The 22244-nt window shown below is 40.7% G+C and carries 23 protein-coding genes; 2 read left to right on the top strand and 21 right to left on the bottom strand.

Features of this window, described 5'->3' with window-relative positions:
- Positions 1-135: 135 nt before the first annotated feature.
- The 13 genes from trhA to PQ456_RS08505 all read right to left on the bottom strand — a co-directional run bounded on the left by trhA (position 136) and on the right by PQ456_RS08505 (position 13702).
- Positions 136-786, bottom strand: coding sequence for a PAQR family membrane homeostasis protein TrhA (gene trhA / locus PQ456_RS08565; RefSeq protein WP_273615744.1), 651 nt, complete (start codon positions 784-786; stop codon positions 136-138).
- Between the two features lie 225 nt (positions 787-1011).
- A complete protein-coding gene (ftsY, locus tag PQ456_RS08560; protein ID WP_273615743.1) occupies positions 1012-2019 on the bottom strand; it encodes a signal recognition particle-docking protein FtsY in 1008 nt (335 codons plus the stop codon).
- Between the two features lie 150 nt (positions 2020-2169).
- On the bottom strand, positions 2170-5739 hold the full coding sequence (smc, locus tag PQ456_RS08555; protein WP_273615742.1) for a chromosome segregation protein SMC: 3570 nt from the start codon (positions 5737-5739) through the stop codon (positions 2170-2172).
- Between the two features lie 158 nt (positions 5740-5897).
- Complete coding sequence (gene rnc / locus PQ456_RS08550; protein ID WP_069327420.1) at positions 5898-6590, bottom strand: ribonuclease III; 693 nt, start codon at positions 6588-6590, stop codon at positions 5898-5900.
- A gap of 12 nt (positions 6591-6602) precedes the next feature.
- Positions 6603-7841 (bottom strand): beta-ketoacyl-ACP synthase II, encoded by a 1239-nt coding sequence (fabF, locus tag PQ456_RS08545; RefSeq protein ID WP_273615741.1) that lies wholly within the window; start codon positions 7839-7841, stop codon positions 6603-6605.
- A 123-nt stretch (positions 7842-7964) separates the two neighbouring features.
- On the bottom strand, positions 7965-8198 hold the full coding sequence (acpP, locus tag PQ456_RS08540) for an acyl carrier protein (RefSeq protein WP_069327422.1): 234 nt from the start codon (positions 8196-8198) through the stop codon (positions 7965-7967).
- 83 nt (positions 8199-8281) lie between these two features.
- On the bottom strand, positions 8282-9031 hold the full coding sequence (gene fabG, locus PQ456_RS08535) for a 3-oxoacyl-[acyl-carrier-protein] reductase (RefSeq protein ID WP_204824612.1): 750 nt from the start codon (positions 9029-9031) through the stop codon (positions 8282-8284).
- A gap of 55 nt (positions 9032-9086) precedes the next feature.
- A complete protein-coding gene (fabD, locus tag PQ456_RS08530) occupies positions 9087-10019 on the bottom strand; it encodes an ACP S-malonyltransferase (RefSeq protein ID WP_273615740.1) in 933 nt (310 codons plus the stop codon).
- 46 nt (positions 10020-10065) lie between these two features.
- Positions 10066-11055: a beta-ketoacyl-ACP synthase III gene (locus PQ456_RS08525; protein WP_273615739.1), complete on the bottom strand. Its 990-nt coding sequence runs from the start codon at positions 11053-11055 to the stop codon at positions 10066-10068.
- 86 nt (positions 11056-11141) lie between these two features.
- The gene (gene plsX / locus PQ456_RS08520; RefSeq protein ID WP_273615738.1) at positions 11142-12125 is read right to left on the bottom strand and encodes a phosphate acyltransferase PlsX; all 984 of its coding nucleotides are present in this window, start codon (positions 12123-12125) and stop codon (positions 11142-11144) included.
- Positions 12109-12705 (bottom strand): transcription factor FapR, encoded by a 597-nt coding sequence (gene fapR, locus PQ456_RS08515; RefSeq protein ID WP_204824616.1) that lies wholly within the window; start codon positions 12703-12705, stop codon positions 12109-12111. Before fapR ends, plsX begins: the two co-directional genes overlap by 17 nt.
- 322 nt (positions 12706-13027) lie before the next feature.
- A complete protein-coding gene (gene rpmF / locus PQ456_RS08510; protein ID WP_069327428.1) occupies positions 13028-13201 on the bottom strand; it encodes a 50S ribosomal protein L32 in 174 nt (57 codons plus the stop codon).
- Between the two features lie 60 nt (positions 13202-13261).
- Positions 13262-13702 (bottom strand): YceD family protein, encoded by a 441-nt coding sequence (locus tag PQ456_RS08505; protein WP_273615737.1) that lies wholly within the window; start codon positions 13700-13702, stop codon positions 13262-13264.
- A gap of 221 nt (positions 13703-13923) precedes the next feature.
- Between PQ456_RS08505 and PQ456_RS08500 the strand changes: the two genes are divergently transcribed.
- The gene (locus tag PQ456_RS08500) at positions 13924-15144 is read left to right on the top strand and encodes a nucleotidyltransferase (RefSeq protein WP_273615736.1); all 1221 of its coding nucleotides are present in this window, start codon (positions 13924-13926) and stop codon (positions 15142-15144) included.
- 22 nt (positions 15145-15166) lie between these two features.
- Here the strand turns inward: PQ456_RS08500 and PQ456_RS08495 are convergent, their stop codons facing one another.
- The 4 genes from PQ456_RS08495 to PQ456_RS08480 form a co-directional block, all read right to left on the bottom strand.
- On the bottom strand, positions 15167-16192 hold the full coding sequence (locus PQ456_RS08495; RefSeq protein ID WP_273615735.1) for a YlbL family protein: 1026 nt from the start codon (positions 16190-16192) through the stop codon (positions 15167-15169).
- A 92-nt stretch (positions 16193-16284) separates the two neighbouring features.
- On the bottom strand, positions 16285-16800 hold the full coding sequence (gene coaD / locus PQ456_RS08490; RefSeq protein WP_273615734.1) for a pantetheine-phosphate adenylyltransferase: 516 nt from the start codon (positions 16798-16800) through the stop codon (positions 16285-16287).
- Complete coding sequence (gene rsmD, locus PQ456_RS08485) at positions 16793-17398, bottom strand: 16S rRNA (guanine(966)-N(2))-methyltransferase RsmD (RefSeq protein WP_420540666.1); 606 nt, start codon at positions 17396-17398, stop codon at positions 16793-16795. Before rsmD ends, coaD begins: the two co-directional genes overlap by 8 nt.
- A 224-nt stretch (positions 17399-17622) precedes the next feature.
- The gene (locus tag PQ456_RS08480) at positions 17623-18006 is read right to left on the bottom strand and encodes a NucA/NucB deoxyribonuclease domain-containing protein (RefSeq protein ID WP_273616281.1); all 384 of its coding nucleotides are present in this window, start codon (positions 18004-18006) and stop codon (positions 17623-17625) included.
- Between the two features lie 451 nt (positions 18007-18457).
- On the opposite strand from PQ456_RS08480, the gene PQ456_RS08475 reads away from it, so the two are divergent.
- Positions 18458-18634 carry a YjfB family protein gene (locus PQ456_RS08475; RefSeq protein ID WP_069327434.1) on the top strand — a complete coding sequence of 59 codons (177 nt, stop codon included), beginning with the start codon at positions 18458-18460 and terminating at the stop codon, positions 18632-18634.
- Positions 18635-18776: 142 nt separating this feature from the next.
- Here the strand turns inward: PQ456_RS08475 and PQ456_RS08470 are convergent, their stop codons facing one another.
- The 4 genes from PQ456_RS08470 to PQ456_RS08455 all read right to left on the bottom strand — a co-directional run bounded on the left by PQ456_RS08470 (position 18777) and on the right by PQ456_RS08455 (position 22221).
- Positions 18777-19688, bottom strand: coding sequence for an SMP-30/gluconolactonase/LRE family protein (locus tag PQ456_RS08470; protein ID WP_273615732.1), 912 nt, complete (start codon positions 19686-19688; stop codon positions 18777-18779).
- A 14-nt stretch (positions 19689-19702) separates the two neighbouring features.
- Entirely contained in the window at positions 19703-20365 is a 663-nt protein-coding gene (locus PQ456_RS08465; protein WP_273615731.1) for an SGNH/GDSL hydrolase family protein, read from the bottom strand.
- Positions 20366-20419: 54 nt separating this feature from the next.
- Positions 20420-21199, bottom strand: coding sequence for an alpha/beta hydrolase (locus PQ456_RS08460; protein ID WP_273615730.1), 780 nt, complete (start codon positions 21197-21199; stop codon positions 20420-20422).
- Between the two features lie 188 nt (positions 21200-21387).
- Complete coding sequence (locus PQ456_RS08455; RefSeq protein ID WP_204825023.1) at positions 21388-22221, bottom strand: AraC family transcriptional regulator; 834 nt, start codon at positions 22219-22221, stop codon at positions 21388-21390.
- Positions 22222-22244: the final 23 nt, after the last annotated feature.

The following is a 22244-nucleotide window of genomic DNA, read 5'->3' as shown; positions in this document are numbered from 1 at the left end:
CAACGTTCTATATCATAGCAAAAAATAAAATAAGATGTCAAGCATAATTACTTAACATCTTATTACTTTTATAAATGGACCCAAAATATTGATATTTTAAGACCAAAATATGAACTTTTTAGGTCGATTTTATTCTTATAGATGAATCGGCAACACATAAAATAAAATCATAAAGAAATGCAAAATGCTTCCTGCGAGTACGAATAGATGCCAGACCGCATGATGAAAAGGAAATCCGCGCCATACATAAAAGATCGTTCCAAGTGTATACATCAGTCCGCCAATAGCGAGTAAAATAATACCACCACTTGCCATATTGGTCGTTAACGGTTCCCAAGCGACAACGATTAACCAGCCCATTAAAATATAAAAAATCGTCGACATAAATAAAAACCGTTTGACGAAATACGCTTTAAACGCACAGCCCAAAATAGCTATACCCCATACGATTCCAAAAATACTCCAACCTAGAACTCCTTTAACAACAATAAGCATTAAAGGTGTATATGTGCCTGCAATAAATAGATAAATCGCTGAATGATCAAAAATTTCAAACAAATCTTTGGCTTTGCCATCTCTAAATCCATGAACCAATGTTGAGCTAATATATAACAACAACATACTAACTCCATAAATCGTAAAACTGACTACATGCCACGGGCTACCTTTTAATGTAGCAAATACAATCAAAATAACAAGGGCAGCAATACTAAGAGCAGCTCCTATACCATGAGTTACAGCATTAGCTACTTCTTCTTTACGGCTATAAGTATGTGTATCAGCCATAATTCACTTCCTTTCTCCTAACCAATATCCCAAATCTACTATATCTACTTGATGCGTAAAGGTTATGTATACCAAACGAATTGGTGTCTATTAGATATAAAAAAACAGTAGCCAGCGAACGTTATCTCTTATTATAATGTTCGACGGCTACTGTCTGAAATGATATATCTTATACTTCTAGTATAACGTAGTTGCTAATTCAGATGCTAGTTTTGCTATTCTTACTTACTCTTTAGAGTCGGCTTGTTCTGTCTCTTCCTCTTCTTGAATCAAACCAGCAAATAGAGCATGTACAAATTGCTCACTATCAAATGGTTGTAGATCATCGATCTTCTCACCCAAACCTACAAATTTCACAGGTAAATCTAATTCTTGACGAATCGCAACAACAATTCCGCCTTTAGCTGTTCCATCTAACTTGGTCAATACCAGACCAGTCACGCCACTTTTCTCACCGAACAATTTAGCCTGACTTAATGCATTCTGACCTGTTGTAGCATCCAATACCATCAGTACTTCATGCGGAGCGTCTGGAATTTCACGTTGAATAACTCGGAAAATTTTATTCAACTCATCCATTAGATTACTTTTATTTTGTAAACGTCCTGCGGTATCACATAACAATACATCTGCTCCACGTTGCTTAGCTGCACGTACAGCATCGTACATTACGGCTGCCGGATCAGAACCTGATTGTTGCTTAATGACTTCTACCCCTGCACGTTGACCCCATACTTCTAATTGCTCGATAGCACCGGCACGGAATGTATCTCCTGCTGCCAGTAGTACTTTTTTGCCTTCTTGTTTGAAACGGTGTGCCATTTTACCAATTGTTGTTGTTTTACCAACACCATTCACACCAACAAATAGAATGACTGTAATTCCACTTGGTTGCATGTTTAAGCCTGTATTTTCGTTTCCACGAAGTAAACCTGTTAATTTCTCAGATAATACAGGTTGTAGTTCAGCAGCATTTTCGATTCTACGAATACGCACTTCATCACGAAGATCATCAATCAGTTCCATCACTGTGTTGACGCCCACATCTGCTCCAATTAGGATCTCTTCTAATTCTTCATAAAATTCTTCATCGATTTTTTTGCGACGAATCACAAGGTCAGATACTTTTTCGACAAACCCTTTACGCGTTTTTTCCAGACCATCACGGAACTGTTTGGTTACTGTTTCTGTTTTTGTAGAAATACTGTCTTTTAACTTTTTAAAAAAGCTCATGAGATTCCTCCAGATGATCTATAGTGTAAAGTGCTTAATATCAAGATATCTAACGATCCTATACATCCCGTTAGATATCTTAACGGTATTGATGTTACTTCAATCGTTATCGCTGTATACGAATATGCTGTCGTTCAAAAAGAATGATTATTACGCAATATCTGCTTCTTCATCATCTAATTTGACCGAGACTAACTTCGATACGCCGCCTTCTTCCATGGTGACTCCATAGAGCACGTCAGCTTCTTCCATCGTGCCTTTACGATGAGTGACTACGATAAACTGGGTAAGTCCTGAAAACTCTCTTAAATACTGTGCAAACCGCACGACATTCGCTTCATCAAGTGCTGCTTCTACTTCATCCAGTACGCAGAACGGTACAGGTTTGACTTGTAAAATTGCAAATAATAATGCCATCGCAGTTAAAGCCCGTTCGCCACCAGAAAGTAATTGTAGATTTTGCAATTTTTTACCCGGTGGTTGTGCCACAATATCAATCCCTGTTTCTAGCATACGATCAGGATCAATCAATACAAGATCAGCACGACCGCCTCCGAACAATTTACTGAAGACCGTTCCAAACTGACCACGAATCGCATCGAATGTAACTTTGAAACGTTTGGACATTTCTTCATCCATTTCGCGAATAACTTGATACAGCGTTGTTTTGGCTTCAACCAGATCATTTTGTTGAAGTGTTAAAAATTCATAGCGTTCATTGACGCGTTGATATTCTTCGATCGCTCCTAGATTGACTTCACCCAAGTTGGTAATTCTAGATTTGAGATGACGTACCTCTTTTTCAGCGAACTCGATATCTTCGGGTAATTCATAATCTCTTTTTGCCATTTCGTAAGTGAGTTCATAATCTTCGCGTAATTTAGCTAGAATATTTTCCAACTCTACATCTAGACGATTGACTTGAATCTCTATTTTGCGAAGTTCATCTTCAACGACTTTGAGTTCATTTCGTTGTTCCCGCGTTTCGTTTTCTTCCAACTCTAACTTTTGTTGTAATCGCGCACGTTCTGCACGTTTTAACTCTAGTTGTTCGCTGGTCTCTGTACGTTTACGGCGTAGACGTTCCAATTCTTCACGCTGACGCTTTTGTTCTCGTTCATTTTTTTCCAAATCTTTGACAATCACAGCCAGTTGGTCACGATTGCTCTGTAACTCCTGACCATAATCTTGCGATTCTTCCTGTGAACGAGACAACTGCTCTTCCAGCGAAAATATTTCCTGACTGAGCTTACCTTCACGAATTTTGAGATCAGTCACTTTTTCTTGCAGTTGCTCTTTAGCAGACTCATTTGATTTACGCATTTTTTCTGCATTTTGAATACCGTCTTGAATCGCCTGCTCTTGCTTTTGCAATTCAATCAGTTTCTGTTCTGCTTCTTTACGAGCTTTGGCAATAGTGGCTAACTCTTCGGTATAACTGCTTTTCTCTTGCCCGTATAATTCATATTGTTCATTCACATGACGTAACTCATGTTCGATTTGTTTGAGTTCACCTGCAACTTGCTGTTCTTCTGTACGTTTGCGATCACCATCTGCTCGCAATTGATCCAGACGATTTTCATGATCTTGCAATCGTTTTTGCACATCGATAATTTCTTTTTGTAGACGTTTGACTTGAGATTCACTTTCAACAATCTCATGCTCTAGTTGATCAAGTTGACGCTTGCGTCCTAGTAGATTGTTGTTCTTTTTGTGTTGACTACCACCGGTCATCGATCCACCCGCGTTCACCACATCACCTTCAAGTGTAACGATCCGGTAACGGTAACCTAATTTCCCTGCTATACGGTTGGCTTGTTCTAACGTCTCTGCTATAACTACACTACCGATCAGACTGCCTACGATCGCTGCATAACGCTCATCATAACCTACAAGCTCAGCACCAATACCGACAAAACCTTCTGCATTTTCAGCAAGTCGTTTGTCATTGTCTTGCATTTTACGTGGACGAATAACATCTAGTGGCAAAAATGTAGCTCGGCCTAATTGACGTTGCTTCAAAAAAGCGATCGCTTTACGCGATACTTCTTCATTTTCCATAACGACATGCTGTACGGAAGCGCCTAGTGCTGTCTCCATAGCCAGTTCTAATTTTTCAGGAACTGTAATAAGTTCAGCAACAGCTCCGTGTACACCTTGAAGCTGAGAATTGCGTGAAGCTTTGAGTACTTCTTTGACTCCTAGCATAAAGCCTTCAAAATCTTCTTGCATTTCCTGCATCGTATCACGGCGAGATATCAACGCTTCACGGCGCTGTTCCCATTTGCGAATAGCTGTCTGCATTTCTTCGCCAGACTTTTGCAATTTATGCAATTGCTCACTATGTTGAATATAATCAACACGTACTTTAGCGATTTCTTTAGCCAACTTATCGGTTTGTACCGCAGAAGCGGCTTTGCTATCTTCAAGCCGTTTTTTCTCGGTCTGCCATTTACCCGATTCACTTTCAGCTCGTACCATCCGCCGCTGAGTATTCTCTGTCTGTTGATCAGCATACCGAATTTCATTACGAGCTTGTGCCATTGTATTCATCAATTCTAAAAGTTCACCTTTTAAACTTTCTTCTTGATGCTGTCCAATACCACCATTAATCTGCAACAAACTATTTTCTTCTTGAGCAATCATTTGTTGTAGTTCATGTAACTGCTTGGTCAATGTGGCAAATTTGGTCTGTAGCTGTTGACTTTCATCTGTGCGCTGACTGGTACGTTCTTCACTACGCTCTAACGCTACACCTAATTGCTTTTGATTTTGCTCTAAATTAAGGCGGCGTTCTTTGAGTAATTCGCCCAGACCTTCAGACTTCTCTGTCTGCTCGCTATATTGCAACAACAGTCCTTGTAATGTTTCTACGGCTTCTTCCGCTTCACGTAGAGCACCACGTTCATTTTCAAGCTTCTCATCATGACCGGATACGACACTAGCTAGTCGTTGTTGTACTTTTTCCAGTTCAGCCATTTTGGCACTTGCTGTACTCCAAGCTGTATGAATCCGTTCAATCCCATGAACATAGAGAGAGATTTCTTTATGTTTAAGTTCTTCTTTCAGTTCTTTAAAATGAATCGCTTTGGTCGATTGTTCTTTGAGCGGTTCTATTTGATCTTCAAGCTCATGCACAAGATCATAAATACGTAATAAATTTTGCTCGGTATCATCTAATTTGCGAACAGCGTCTTTTTTACGAGATTTGTATTTTACAATACCAGATGCTTCTTCAAAAATACCCCGTCGATCTTCAGAACGAGTACTTAGTATTTCTTCGATCCGTCCTTGCCCGATAATCGAATACGCTTCTTTTCCGATTCCTGTATCCATAAATAACTCGGTGATGTCTTTGAGACGACACGATTGTTTGTTAATCAAATATTCGCTATCTCCACTACGATGTACACGACGCGTAATCGTGACTTCACCGAAATCAAGTGGTAATGTCTGATCTTCATTGTCGAGTGTCAGCGATACTTCTGAATAGCTGACTGCTTTTCGACTATCGCTACCTGCAAAAATGATATCTTCCATTTTGCCACCACGAAGAGACTTGGCACTTTGCTCACCAAGCACCCAGCGGATTCCGTCAGATATGTTACTTTTACCGCTACCGTTTGGTCCGACAACGGCGGTAATGCCTTTTACAAATTCCATTTCTGTCTTATCAGCAAAAGATTTAAATCCTGCTAATTCTATTCTTTTCAGGAACATAGTTCGTTGTTCACCTCTACTGCTATTGTAGCATAATTACCTGCTGCTTCATCAATGGAAAAAGAGCAAAAAGCGGTCGATGCCTCTTGATTCACGCAAGCTGGCTGTGACTGCTCTTTGCTCTTTGTTTGTCCTGTAATTGTCAGAAAAGAGAACGGTTATTTCAACTTCAACCGATTCAATGCCGCGGCAGCTGCCCGTTGCTCTGCTTCTTTTTTAGAACGCCCGGCTCCCTGACCTAAACTCTCTTCTCCCATACATACTTCCGAGACAAACTCCCGCTCATGTGCAGGGCCTTTCTCTTCAATAATACGATACTCCAGTACTCCCATATTGTGATGCTGAGTTAATTCCTGAAGCTCGGTCTTGAAGTCCATCATCTGGAACTGCCCACCTGGAGAAATGCCTGAGAATACATGTGCGTTTAGAAAAGACTTCACAGCTTCTAAGCCTTGATCCAGATATAATGCTCCAATAAAAGATTCAAAAACATCAGCGAGCAGTGCTGGACGCTGACGTCCGCCTGTCAATTCTTCTCCTTTGCCAAGCAAAACGTATCTGCCAAAGTCGAGCGCTTCTGCAAATTTCACTAACGAAGGTTCGCATACAATCGCTGCACGCAATTTCGTAAGTTCACCTTCAGGACGCTCAGGATATGCATTGTACAGGTACTCCGACACTGTCAATTCCAAAACCGCATCGCCCAAAAATTCGAGACGCTCATTATCTTGATGCTGACTAAACCGATGTTCATTCACATAAGAAGCATGAGTGAACGCCTGTTTGAGCAATTGACGGTTTTGAAATTGGATTTGAATTTGCTGTTGTAGCTGTTTCACATCTCCGTTCAAGAAACTGACTCCTTACACTTCAAATTTCTTCAGGATGATTGAGGCATTGTGCCCCCCGAATCCAAAAGAGTTGGACATTACTACATTCAAATCTGCTTTACGCGCTTCATTCGGCACATAGTCTAAATCACATTCAGGATCTTGATCATGCAAATTGATCGTTGGAGCAATAATCTGATTTTCTAAAGATAGTGCACAGATTACAGCTTCGATACCACCAGCTGCTCCTAATAAATGACCTGTCATCGACTTGGTCGAACTTACAGCGATGTTATACGCATGATCGCCTAATGCCAATTTGATTGCTTTCGTTTCGGACTTATCGCCTACAGGAGTAGATGTACCATGAGCATTGATATAATCAATATCTTCCGGTGTAATTCCTGCACTGCGAATCGCCATTTTCATACAACGAGCTGGGCCATCAGGATCAGGCTCTGTCATATGATGAGCATCTGCGCTTAATCCATAACCGATTACTTCAGCATAGATATGAGCACCACGCTTTTGAGCATGTTCCAACGATTCAAGAATCATAATTCCTGAACCTTCACCCATTACAAATCCATCACGACCGGTATCAAACGGACGACTTGCTGTTGTTGCTTCATCGTTGCGTGTAGACATCGCACGCATCGCACAGAAACCACCCAATCCCGAAGGACGAATCGTTGCTTCAGCACCACCAGTGATCATAACGTCTGCTTCACCATCACGGATAAATTTAAATGAATCTCCAATCGCATGACTACCACTTGCACAAGCACTTACAGGAGCCAAGTTTGGTCCTTTTGCGCCGTGAAGAATAGATACATGACCAGAAGCCATATTAGCGATCATCATCGGAATAAAGAACGGACTAATCCGTTTAGGTCCTTTTTGCATCAGAATAGCATGTTGATCTTCAAACGTTCCTAGACCACCAATACCAGATCCGATAATAACCCCTACACGTTCAGGATCAGTATCTTCTGCAATATTAAGCTTACTGTCTTTTAATGCTTCTACAGTTGCTGCTTCTGCAAATTGAACAAAACGATCCATTTTACGTGCTTCTTTGCGTTCCATATAATCTTCTGCATTGAAGTCTTTGACTTCGGCAGCAATTTGCGTAGGATAGCCACTGACATCAAAACTTTCAATGGTACTTACACCGGATTGACCGGTAATAATATTATTCCAAAATGTATCTTTATCTTTACCAAGGGAAGTCATAACTCCCAAGCCTGTAATTACTACTCTATGCTTCAAACACATTCACCTCTATATCGACTGCATGTGTATATTTTTTGTTCCATCCAAAAGACAAAAGACGCCAAAATGAGGAGAAGTCCCGGCCCGCTAACAAGCAGGTAACGGGACTTTTGTTAAGCCTTAGGTATGAGATTGTATGTAAGTTACAACTTCACCTACGGTCGTAATTTTCTCCGCATCTTCGTCAGAAATTTCCAAGTCAAACTCATCTTCCAATTCCATAACCAGTTCCACTACATCAAGCGAATCTGCTCCAAGATCATCTTTAAAAGATGATTCTAATTTAATTTCAGCTTCGTCAGCTCCCAAACGGTCAATAACGATGCGTTTTACACGATCCAAAACATCAGACATCCGTTTCACCTCCTCTTCCAAAGTATTATACGAAAATCACACGCAAAAAGCCACATATCCCTAAAAGGGATATTGTACTTCTTTTACATGTACATACCGCCATCCACATGAAGCGTCTGCCCTGTCATGTAAGAAGCTGCTGGTGATACCAGGAAAGAAACAACCGATGCAATTTCCTCGGGTTGACCGAGACGTGCAAGCGGAATCCCTTCTAGCATTTTGTTACGCAGTTCTTCACTCAGTTCATCCGTCATATCTGTTGCAATAAATCCGGGCGCCACACAATTCACTGTGATGCCACGTGAAGCTAATTCTTTTGCCGATGCTTTGGTTAAACCAATCACACCTGCTTTGGCTGCGACATAGTTAGCTTGACCAGGGTTACCTAGTACACCAACTACAGAAGAAATATTAATAATGCGACCGTAACGTTGTTTCATCATGGGACGAGTCACCGCTTTGAGGCAATTGAATACGCCTTTGAGGTTCGTCTCAATCACTTGATCAAATTCGTCTTCTTTCATTCGCATGATCAGGTTATCACGGGTAATACCTGCATTATTAATCAAAATGTCGATTTTACCAAATGTTTCATTAACTTGTTTGACCATTGCTTCTGCTTCCGCAGCAATACCTACATTGGCGCGAACTGCAAAAGCTTTGACACCTAATTCTTCGATCAGACGTACCGTTTCGTTAGCAGCATCTTCACTACCTGCATAGTTGACTGCGATATCTGCTCCAGCTTCTGCTAGTGCAAGCGCAATACTACGACCTATTCCTCGTGAAGCTCCTGTAACCAAAGCAGCTTGTCCTTGAAGTGGCTTACTCATAACATACGCATCTCCTTTTCAAATGAATCATCTGATCCGGCTTCTGGAGGGAAGATTATACTTCCACTTGAAGTGCTTCTATACTTTCCAGACTGCTTATATTAATCAAGCGTACATTTTTATCTATTTTTTTGATCAATCCTGTCAATACGTTCCCAGGACCAATTTCGATAAAAGTATCCACACCTTCATTGATCAGAAAGCGAACACTATCTTCCCATAATACAGGAGAGTATACCTGTTCTACCAGTAATGCTTGAATCTCGCTTGCTGTGGTAACGGTTGTTGCTGTAACGTTCGCCACTACAGGCACTGTAGCATCGCGGAAAGATACCGACTGCAAACGTTCAGACAATTGATCTGCTGCTGACTTCATCAATGAAGAATGGAAAGGCCCACTGACTTCAAGCATGATCGCGCGCTTGCCACCAATTTCTTTGACTCTTGCAGATACAGCGTTAACGCCTTCTACCGAACCGGATACTACAATCTGTCCAGGACAGTTCACATTCGCAAGTTCAACAGCATGCCCTGTAGCCGAAATTTCAGCACATAATGCTGCTAAAGGTTCACGTTCTGCTCCAAGTACGGCTGCCATAGCTCCTTGACCGGATGGTACGGCTTGTTCCATAAATTGTCCGCGTGCACGAACAATCGCCACCGCTTCTTCAAAATCTAAAGCATTAGCTGCTACAAGAGCGCTATACTCACCAAGACTATGTCCTGCTACATAATCAGGTGTAATATTTTTAGATTTCAAAGCTTCCAGTAAAGCAATACTAGCTGTTAACAAAGCAGGTTGTGTATTCGCTGTTTGTTTTAATTGCTCTTCCGGTCCTTCAAAAGCAAGCTCACTGATACTAAAACCTAGTGTTTGATCAGCTGTTTTGAATAATTGTGCGGCTTGAGGTAGTGCATCATGTACATCTTTTGCCATACCTACTTTTTGCGCACCTTGACCTGGAAATACAAATGCTATTTTACCCATAGGAATAATCTCCTCCCTATTACTTCTACTCGTCCAATATATATCCTTACCAGACTAATACGGATGCGCCCCAAGTCAGACCGCCACCAAAACCAACCATGACTACACGGTCGCCTTCTTTGATACGTCCTAATTCTACCGCTTCTACCAATGCAAGCGGAATGGAAGCCGCCGATGTATTCGCGTATTTGTCTACATTAATCATGACACGATCTTCTGATAATTCCAGACGATTCATTGCGGATTGAATAATACGAATATTCGCTTGATGCGGAATTAAGATATCGATATCGTCTTTGGTCATTCCAGCTTTGCGAAGGACTTCATCTGTTGCTGAACCCATAACACGAACAGCAAATTTGAATACTTCACGTCCACCCATACGAATGTAATGTTGATTATTGCTTAACGTTTCTGTTGAAGCTGGTAAACGTGAACCACCGGCTGGCATTGTCAACAACTCGCCACCAGAACCTTCAGCGCCTAGATCGAATGATTTGAAACCACGACCTTCGCCTACTTCACCGATAATAACTGCTCCAGCACCATCACCGAACAATACACAAGTGTTACGATCCGTATAATCTGTAATACGAGATAGTGTATCTGCTCCGATAACAAGCGCATTTTTATATAAACCCATTTGCAACATACTCGTTGCAGATGCTAATGAATAGACAAATCCAGAACAAGCTGCTGATAAATCAAAAGCCGCCGCGTTTTTTGCACCTAATTTATCTTGCAAAATACAAGCGGTTGACGGGAAAAACGTATCCGGTGTAATCGTAGCTACAACAATCAAATCCAATTCTGTTGCATCCATACCTGCTGATTCTAATGCTTTGAGGGCTGCTTCATACGCCAAATCAGAAGTTGCTTGCTCAGGAGCTGCAATATGACGTTCACGAATACCTGTACGACTGACAATCCATTCGTCATTCGTTTCTACCATTTTTTCAAGATCAGCATTTGTTAATATTTTTTCAGGAACATATTTTCCTGTTCCGATAATTCCGATAGGTAAAACATTAATCATTGGTGTCACTCTCTTCCCACTAATTTCCTCATCGTTTTCATTCCATGTCATTACGGTGGGGATGGATAAAACATGACGCAAGATGCTTATTGTATAACTTCTTTAGATATATTTTCAACTAACTGATTGCTGATCGCTATTCTAGCTTGACGAACAGCATGCTTAATGGCTCCGGCATCAGATGAACCATGACTTTTGAGAACAAGCCCGTTCAATCCTAGCAGAGGAGCGCCTCCGTGCTCTTTGTAATCCAGCTTGCTTTTTAGACCGCGAAGTTCAGGCATCAATAATGCTGCTCCAATCTTCGTTTTTAGCGACTTGCTAAATTGTTGCTTGAGCAGCGAGAACATAGCGGATGCTGTACCTTCAAGTGACTTTAACATAATATTTCCTGCAAAACCATCACAGACCAGTACATCGCATACACCATTAAGTACATCACGTGCTTCTACATTGCCTACAAAATTAATAGGCAATGCTTCTAGTAACGGATACGCTTCTTTGGTTAATTCATTTCCTTTGTTCGCTTCTGTACCTACGTTTAATAATCCTACACGCGGATTAGAAATACCATGAACTTTATCTCTGTAAATGCTTCCCATCAGCGCATACTGTGCTAGATGTTCTGGCTTAGCATCCATATTGGCTCCAAGATCAAGCGCAAGTGTTCCGCCATCATCAATCGTTGGAATCATAGGTGCAAGCGCAGGACGTTCGATGCCTTTGATACGACCGACAACCAGTAGACCTGTTGTCATCAGTGCACCTGTATTCCCTGCTGAGATCATCGCTTGAGCATTGCCTTCTTTGACCATACGACCTGCTACCACCATCGAAGCGTCTTTTTTGCGACGAACCGCTTTGACAGGCTCATCTTCAGCTTCAATGATTTCAGTCGTATGTACTATTTTTAAATTGGATGGAATCTCTGTAAGTAGTGCCCGGATACGAGATTCGTCTCCTACTAGAATGATCTCGGTATCTTGCCATTCTCTGGCGGCTTCTAGACCACCTAATACATTGCTGTCTGGAGCGTGATCTCCGCCCATCGCATCAATGGCGATTATCATGATCTACTCCTCCTTCATGCTGTTCTTCACCGTCTGATCGATAGATCGTAAAGTTTCCTTGAAATACCATTTCTTCACCAACATAGGTCAGCACTTCTACTTTAGCTTTTCCTTTGCGTGAAGGGTTTGATTGTACGTATGCTTTGGCAATACATTTTTCACCTAGATGAACCGAACGAACAAAACGAATATCTGCCGATGCTGTCAAAGCAATCGCATCGTTAATAACCGCTACTGCTAATGAATTCGCCTGTGCAAAAATATGATGTCCACGTGCAATCTGTGTACGAGAAAATATATGTTCTTCACGAATTTCAAAAATTGAAATTCCGCTTTTGTCGAGTTGCAGATCAACAACATCTCCGATGACTTCATCTAGAGGAAGTGATTTTACCTGATCGTAGGAGCGCTCAGCCATCAACTTCATTCGCTCGCGCAACTCCGGTATTCCGAGTTCCATTCGATCCAGACGAATCGTCTGAATACTGACTTTTAGTTGTCTGGTTAATTCTTGATCAGTCACAAACGGATTCTCTTCGATAATCTTCACGAGCCGTTGTTGTCGCTGCCGTTTGGGCAAACGTTCGATGGCTACGCACCTCCTTGGTGTTACGCATATCGCACACAGATTTAGAATAGTTATAGAACATACCAACTATAATCTCTATATTGTTTATTACAATTCATAATATATGTAAACCTATGTGGTTTTAGTTGTTATTCATTTTTTAGAACCTGGTACTAAGAATGTAGTATAAAGCATATTGCACCAAAAAGAAAGTGCCTGGTCTAGGTTATAGTCCAAACTTCTTTTTTCTGTGAACATTGTGTTGTATAGATAAAAGTCTACATACAAAAAAATAGTACTTCACCAAAAGATGAAGTACTACCTTTGTGAAAGACTATTGTTTGATAATCTCTCTTGATTTGTATGTTCCGCATACTTTGCAAACGCGGTGAGCCAATTTCATTTCTCCGCATTGCTCGCATTTCACCAAACCAGGTACTGCCAATTTAAAATGTGTACGACGTTTGTCACGACGTGTTTTGGAAGTTCTCCGTTGAGGTACTGCCATTGTTCCCACCTCCTTCATCTAATCAATCTTATCCAATGAACATATTACATGATCATTAAATCACTTAAAGAAATCTTTGAGTCCTGCCATTCTAGGATCGATAGGTGTGTTGTCACAACCGCAATCCTGCTCGTTCAGGTTGACTCCGCATGTCGGGCAAAGACCTTTGCAGTCTTCACTGCATAATACTCCAGGTGGAAGTTCAAGTACAGCAGCTTGTTCCATATATGGAGCTAGGTCAACAGTATCTGTATTCACATACAGCGTATCGTCGTCTTCTGCTACATCTTCTGGTTCTTCACCATGCTTGAATTCTTCCTGAATCTTGAACTGTAAGTTCAAATCCACAGGCTTCAGACAACGTACACACGCCATCTGTAAGTCAAGTTTCAGTGTTCCTTGTACATCAACCACTTCATTGACTCTTTGCGCCGCTTTCACATCTACTTGGAGAGGTGTATAAGACAGAACATCGCTATGTTCCTTTAAAATGGAACTCATGTCAAGCGTGTCATGAAACTCTATCGGTTGATCGCTTTGCGCCAATTTTCTAAATTGAAATTGCATCATTATCACTCCAAACAAACAAAAATTATTATACCGATTATACGCAAGCTTTGTCAATGAATATTTGTTAAGGTATTTTGGTTAACACCTATTTTCGTTTATACTTATACCTATATTCGATCTGAAAGCTTGAAATTTGATAAAGGAGCCTACCTATGAAAGTCGCAGGAATTATTGTTGAATACAACCCGCTTCATTACGGACATTTACTTCATTTGCAAAAAACGCGCGAACACACACAAGCTGATGCTATTGTAGCTGTGATGAGCGGTGGCTTCACACAACGTGGTGAACCGGCTATTTTTGACAAATGGGCACGCACAGAAATGGCATTACAAGCTGGCTGCGATCTGGTAATCGAACTGCCTTCTGCTTATACAGTACAACCTGCTGAATGGTTCGCTTATGGAGCTGTATCACTTCTTGAACATACTGGAATCGTACATTCACTCGTATTCGGCAGTGAGTCTGGTTCGCTCTCCCAATTACAGGCTTTAGCTGACCTGCTAACGAATGAATCACCTGAACTGCGTCTGTTGATACAGAATAGTCTCAAAGAAGGCATGAGCTATCCTCGAGCGCTTGGTCAAGCAGTAGCCCGTCTCTATAGTATACCAGATCAAGCCGCATCTTTGTTAGCACAACCTAATAATACACTCGGACTTCAATATATTATTGCGCTTAATCGTCTACATAGTTCGATTGTTCCTGCTACGATCCAGCGCGAACAATCTCAGTATCATGATCTGCAACCGACTCATCATCAAATTGCAAGTGCTACAGCGGTACGTCAGTTACTTCTTAATAATGATCAGCAAGCCTCTTCGTATTTGCCAGAGACTACGATGAGTATTATTCAGCGTGAAGTTGCAGCAGGACGAGGTGCTGTAGAGCTTAATCAACTATGGCAATCTTTATTTCAAATGATTACAACTCATTCACCTGAACAATTGGCACAGTATTACGATATGAGTGAAGGCTTGGAATACCGCTTCAAAAAAAAATTACCTACTTTGCAAAATTGCAGTATTACCGATCTGATTACAGCACTCAAAACCAAACGTTATACGTATACCCGATTACAACGGCTTATCGCTCACTTGCTATTAGGTCATACGACATCTGTATTAAATACTGCTAATTTGAAAAAAGGACCCGGCTATATTCGTGTACTAGGCTTTACCAATACAGGTAGAGAATTATTACGGCAAATGAAAAAGACCGCTTCTCTGCCGGTGATTACACGACCAACAGATACCGATCATCCTCATATGGAACTAGATATTCGTGCTTCCGCGATTCAAGCTTCTTGCTTTGCGGCGCAACAATCTTCTTATTTATATTCGGATTATCAACGTTCTCCGATAAGAGTATAGACATGTACAATCCAAATTAATATTACGAAGTAGATAATGTATTTAACGCTTTTAGTGCATCATCCAAAGTACTGACAGGAATCAATTGCATAGAGGATTTCATTTTGGATAACTGTGCTTTGGCATCTGCATAATTGCCTTGAGGCACTAGAAAAATAGTAGCTCCTGCTTGCTGAGCAGCGACTACTTTGTGCTGAACACCACCAATTTCTCCCACTTGACCTTGAGGATTAATCGTTCCTGTACCTGCAATACGATGTCCTCGGGTCAAATCCCCTGCTGTTAATTGATTATAGATTTCTAAAGTAAACATCAATCCAGCCGAAGGCCCACCGATATTCGTATTGGCAAAATTGACTTCATGTCTGGCATCCTCAGGCGCAATTTTTTGCACTTCTCCGATCGATACGCCAAATCCGACACGTGTTTGTCCCTGACTATCTTTAAATTGGGTTAGTCCAATTTGTTCGGTGACTTGAGAGCCTGCACGTTCTAGCACCACTTTCACTTGCTGACCGTCTTTTTTAGTTTTTAAGACTTGTTCCAACTGTTCAAAAGAAGTAATCGATTGACCATCGATAGAGACGAATTTGTCTCCTGCATGAATCGTTGTATTCGTATCCGGTACACTGACCACAAATACATATTGCGGCTGTACACGATAAGGAATACCTGCTTTTTTGTAGGCAGCAGCGATCGCATAAGATTGTGAACTACTCATGTAATACAACTGCTCTGCTTCGTATTCAGCACGATTACTCTGGATCGTTTTGCGGACAATTTCTTCGTTAGAATCAAACAAAGAAGCAATCAGCATCGCTGTATTAGCATATGTTACAGAGATAGTCGTTAGCATAAATGTTCCTTTTTCATCGTTCTGTCCACCTGTCACACTGACAATCGGCTTCAGTTCATCTGCGCTACCAGGTCCATTGATCATATAAGGTGTTGGCATATACACAAGCACATACACAAGAATAACAACACAGATGATATACAACAAAGATTGTTTGCGACTCATCGGGGATTTTAATAATCGGCCAGGCATGGTTTTCGCTCCTTTGATTCTTTTACAGCCTATATTCATGGCTACTCTTATTATCCCATGCTTATGTTTTCAATTCCATATTGGCAATCTAGTTACTCGCTATCCGGTCCTTGACTGAATTTTTGCTTTAAATATTGCTCTATAATAGGAGGTACAAAGTCAGATACTTTTCCATTAAAGCGAGCAATCTCTTTGACCACGCTAGAACTTAAATAAGAATATTTTGGATTGGTCATCATAAAAATCGTTTCTGCATCAGGATTGAGTTCACGATTGATTGAAGCCATCTGTAATTCATACTCAAAATCAGTCACTGAACGAATACCGCGTACAATCACCTGTGCTTGGCGTTCACGTATGTAATTCGCTAACAGATCGCGAAAACTTTCAATCGTCACATTGGGTAGATCGGCAGTAACTTCTTTTAACAATTCGACCCGTTCTTCTACACTAAATAAGGGCTTTTTGCTCATATTGTTTAGAACGGCTACAACCAGATGATCGAACTGTTTAGCAGCGCGATGAATAATATCCATGTGTCCCATCGTAACAGGGTCAAAACTGCCTGGATATACGGCTAGATGGGACTTGGTGATATGTTCACTCATGAGATGGTTGTCCTCCCTGTTGTTGTGGCTCATATTCGTATACATTAATCGCTGTTTCTCCATATACTGCATGACGAATACCTACAAAATGTTCTACTTCTTGTGGATAATCATGACCTGCCTCATATTCCAAAACAATCGTGGCGGCTGGCGCTAACAATCCACGTTCATGCATTTCGTTCATCAGTTCAATACCATTTTTCATTTTATAAGGAGGATCAAGAAAAACGAGATCAAATGTAGCTTCGCGCTTGGCTAATACTTTGAGCGCACGTCCTGCTTCATTACGGTACACTTCTGCTTGTTCCGTTAACCCTGTTGCTTGTAGATTGCCACGAATCACTTCGATACTTTTATGTTCCAAATCTATAAATACCCCTTGCTCTATACCACGGCTGAGTGCTTCGATCCCCAGACCACCTGTACCTGCAAAAAGGTCTAATACTTTACCACCATCAAAATAAGGTCCAATAATACTAAAAATTGATTCTTTAACTTTATCTGTTGTCGGACGTGTTCCATTACCGGGTACAGCTTTTAATGGACGTCCTTTGGCACTACCTGATATGACTCTCATCTTACGCTCACCTGTCTTTATAATATTTCGTAGCACAGTCTATTTTTTCCTCATATGTTAGTTCTACGATGTACAAAGCTATCGTATCATATCATGTCTATGGTTCAAAAGGAATGTATCCTAGGCTTAGATCAGCAGGATAATATAGTAATAGATATAGCGATATATAAATTGAAAAGCCCCTACAATGACTGTAGGGACTTTTTGTATTTTAAAATAAGTATACATATGACATCTAAAGTTGATTATTGCACTATGAATTTCACTTTGGTTCCATCTGGATATTTGGTGAGTTGGTTGCCGACCCAAGAACCTGCTCCACGATTATCGGACGGGGTCACATAACGGATATCTGCTCCTGTTCCGCCTTCCAGACACATCGCCATTGGCCATTCATCACGATCATAACCGGACTTAGTAGGTACTCCTTTTAAAGAATCTTCACGTCGTTGGTCTGCTCCATCACGATCAATCGTACAGACATCAGAATGTCCATCTGCAATGGCATCTTTGATATGATCTGCTGTTTCAGGGTAACGACTGGTTGGAAAAGTAAGCGTGTAATCATAGGCTGCTGCTGCGTATACCGTATTATGTATTTTGCCCTCGCCTTGAAATAAAACCGACATCGTAACCAACATCATAAACGTCATAGCTGTAAACAAAATCTTTTTCATACATCAACTTCCTTCCATTTTTTATTTAAATAATATAAGAACTGAGATTATTTTAACTTACATTTGTGATTTTTAAAATAGGTTTATGTAAATTTAACAAACATAAATTGTGAGTAATATTTAATAATGCCCTTCAATTCAGATTACATTTTATGTATAGTTAACATTTACCTTACATAAATATACAAAAAAAGAACCCTGCCGATCACCGACAGGGTCTATATTTATATTTATTTCAAAAGGGGTATGCATGTATCTTAACCACTCCAGATGAAATTAATCTGATGATTGCCTGAAAATAAGATTAAATTTCTATACTTTTCATTTATATTTTGAAAAAGTTGTCCGATATATATTAGGTATGCCTTCTCATCCAATAAAGGCAACGAAAGGAGGTCCTATCATGGATATCGCTTCATTATCCACGGCAATGAGCCAAAGCTCGCTTTCGCAAGCTGTAGGTATCAAAGTACTTTCGTTATCTAAAGACATGGCTGAACAACAAGGTCAACAGATGGCAGAAATGCTCAAACAAGCACCTCACCCGAATTTGGGAGGATCACTAGATATTCGCGCTTAAAAGAAGTTAAGATCATTTTCTGTTCTTCTATTTCTGCGGAATATGTAGCCTTGTCTGTAGTACACAGACTTGGGAACAACGCAAAAAGCTTCAGTCTCGATCGATTGAAGCTTTTTGCGCTGTTTTTATAGAATATTTACTATTACGATATAGATTGCTCAAGACTAGTTGCACGCTGCCCCTGATTAAAAGCAATAGTAGGCATGCCTTTTACACCCGGTTTAACCATAAATAACCCGCCTGCTAAAGGTTGATCTTCGCTATCATCTTGCGCTGTAGTGATATACAGTTCATCCAGATGTTCACCGCCAAAAGCACAAGAAGTCACACAATTTACAGGTAACGATACTTCACCTATGACTTCTCCACTGGTCGGATCAATACGTGAGACACGTTGACCTCCCCAACGAGCGACCCATAACATACCTTCTGCATCGATCGTCATTCCGTCAGGGTATCCTTCACTTTCATCTACTGTAGCAATCACTTGTTTGTTCGAAATTGTACCTTCTTGCACATCATAATCAAAAGATACAATTTCAAGTGTTGGTGTATCAATATAATATAAAGTGCTATGGTCTGCACTCCATGCTAATCCATTAGACGTAGACACTTCATCTATTAGCAAAGAAACATTGCCCTCTGTACTCAAGCTGTAAAATGCGCCTTGCTCTGATTCTCCATTCAAACTCATTGTTCCTGCAAGAAAACGCCCTGCTGGATCGCATTTTCCATCGTTAAATCGGTTACCCGGTCTACCTTCTTCAGGATCATGAATCAAGATTTTCTCACCTGTCTGAATATTGAAGCGATACAGACCACTAATCAGTGCGACAATCACTTCATTTTCCAAATAAGGCACTACGGCACTAATATGTTCCCCCACATCTACTGTACGATCTTGCTGAGTAGATGGATCATAAATATGCAATTGATATCCTTCGATATCTACCCATAATAATCGTCCAAATGATTGATCCCAACTTGGCCCTTCACCTAATTTGGCTTTGGCATCGATTACGATATTTGCTGTATAGGTCTTAATAAGTATCACTCCTTACATTTCCATTATGTCGTAGAACGGTTCCAATCGTATTGAACAGCTTGCAAGAATGAACGAGCAAGCACTAAATGTCCATTTTGATTCGGATGAACATGATCCCATCCATTGGATAATGAAGCTGGATATACATAAGCGGATAATGCGTCAAAAGCTGCCTGAGTATCGACAAAGATCGCTCCTGTTTCTTGCGCAATTCGCTTCACTGCTTCCCCGTATACATCCATTGTGGCACGCATCGGATCTTCAGTCGTTGTCGATAAGTAATAAGGAGTCATTAAAACCAATCCTTTTACTTTCGGTAACGTCTGTTGTACCAGTTCACGCAAAGTCTGTTCATATTCTTCTAAATATACATGCCAATCGGTTTCTAGCGGATGACTGAATTGTCTCCATACATCATTGATCCCGATCATAATAGATACCCAATCTGGATCATGTTTGAACACATCTTCTTCCCAGCGTTCTTTGAGATGTTTGACTTGATCTCCACTCGTTCCTGTATTAAGAACACGAATATTATAATCAGGATAAACCGTTTGCAAAAGAGAATCGACTAAAGACACATACCCATTGCCAATCTCCCAGTATTGCCCTACAGGTCGACCGCGTCCACAATCTGTAACCGAGTCACCAATCATCAATAATGTGCTGTTTTTTTCAATTTTCATCTCTATCCATCTCCTCTACACTGACAAAAATAGGGTCATCGGCTAGTGTATAGATTACCAACCTTGACGTTGAAGCCAAATCATACATTGCTTGGTCCAGTTTCCCATAACTGGGTGTTCCAAAGCAAGCCCCTGCCCATGTCCGCCACTCTCATAAATATGTAATTCAAATGGAACATGATGCTGTTCTAAAGCCAGTGCCATCTGTAAACTATTTTGTACAGGTACTACATCATCATCTGTATTGTGCCAGATAAATGTAGGCGGGGTCTGTGCGGTAACACGTTGCTCTGCACTATAACCAGCTATCTGTTCCTCTGAAGCATCTGATCCTAAAAGAGCTAATCTAGATCCTTCATGCCCGTAGTGCTTCATCGTAATAACCGGATAACACAAAATCATCGCATCCGGTCTCGAACTGATCGATTGAGTGATTCCTGCTACAGTTATCGATTGTTCTTCATACACCGTACCGGTAATAGCTGCTAAATGACCACCTGCTGAAAATCCCAATATCCCTATTTTGGACGGATCGATTCCATATTCAGCCGCATGTGCCCGAACATAACGAATAGCACGTTTACCATCTTCTAACGGAATACGTTGCTGTTTTGGTGATAAACGATAATGAAGTACAAAAGCAGAAATACCATGTTCATTTAACCACTGTGCGACAGGCGCGCCTTCATGATCTGCACGATGTTCATATCCTCCACCTGGCAATACAATAACCACACTATCTGAAGAATCCACTATAAATGGTAACAAATAAGCTTTTTCTTCTGTAGTATTTATATCTTCTTCTACATCAATCCATATCTTTTCTACACTCACCTGATTATCCCCTTTCTGATATCACACTGGTTATCAATATATTGTAAGCGCTTAATAAAATCAACTCAATAATTGAAGCAGACCGGACCTATCCGCTTCATGATTCATTGATTAGACAAATATTAATGTCATTTATAGATTGCCTCGAACTCACATCCACTCCAACTTACATGCAGTAGAAGTTATATTTAATACAAATTACGAAATTGTTCAGGCGTTACATCCTCTAATCTACGGAATGTAGCTACAAAATGACTGGAATCTCTAAATCCTACCTGACCTGCCACTTCTTTGATCGTCATTCGTGGATAAAGTGTCATCAGTTCTTTGGCTTTACGAATACGTAGTAAAATAAAATACGCATACGCGGTCATACCGAATGTCTGTCGGAATAATGTATTCAAATGCCTTGCACTTACGCCTACTTGATCTGCCATATCTTCAAGCCCGATATTAGGATCGTCATAATGAGATTCCATAAATGACATCAATGGCTTGAGTCGTTCGACTGTATGCGATAACGAAGGAAGATTGTTTACACGTCCATGCTTTTTGAGCAATGTTAAAAAGCGATATAGATCTGAACTGGTATCCAGACCGGATAGATCACGATCACTACGAATCTGTCCCAATAGACCACTAGCAAAAGTCTCTAATTCACATCCACGATCCCATTCATAATAAGCTGAATGCGATAACCCGAGTGTAGATACAATCGCAAGAGATTGCGGGCCACCAAATGTTAAATAAGCTGTCTCCCATACTCCGCTTATTGGACGATATCCATGAGCATCTCGGGGTGCCAGTAATACACCTGATCCTGCTTTGACCGTATAGCTGGTTCCGCCAAAATAAAGCTCGCCTTCTCCATTTACCGCTTGAATCCAATGATAACAAGGATACCCGTCTGGACGATCAATCGATTCTTGATCAGCATTGTACCCGATACTCTCCATATGAATAGGTAACTGTAAGTCTCTGAGCTCTGTAAAAAAACGGCGGTCAGGTATAGTTACGTACATATTTTTCACTTCCAATCTCCATA

Origin of the sequence: Paenibacillus kyungheensis, from assembly GCF_028606985.1 — a bacterium.
Classification (GTDB): Bacteria; Bacillota; Bacilli; order Paenibacillales; family Paenibacillaceae; genus Saccharibacillus; species Saccharibacillus kyungheensis.
This window is presented reverse-complemented; position numbering and strand designations above follow the sequence as displayed.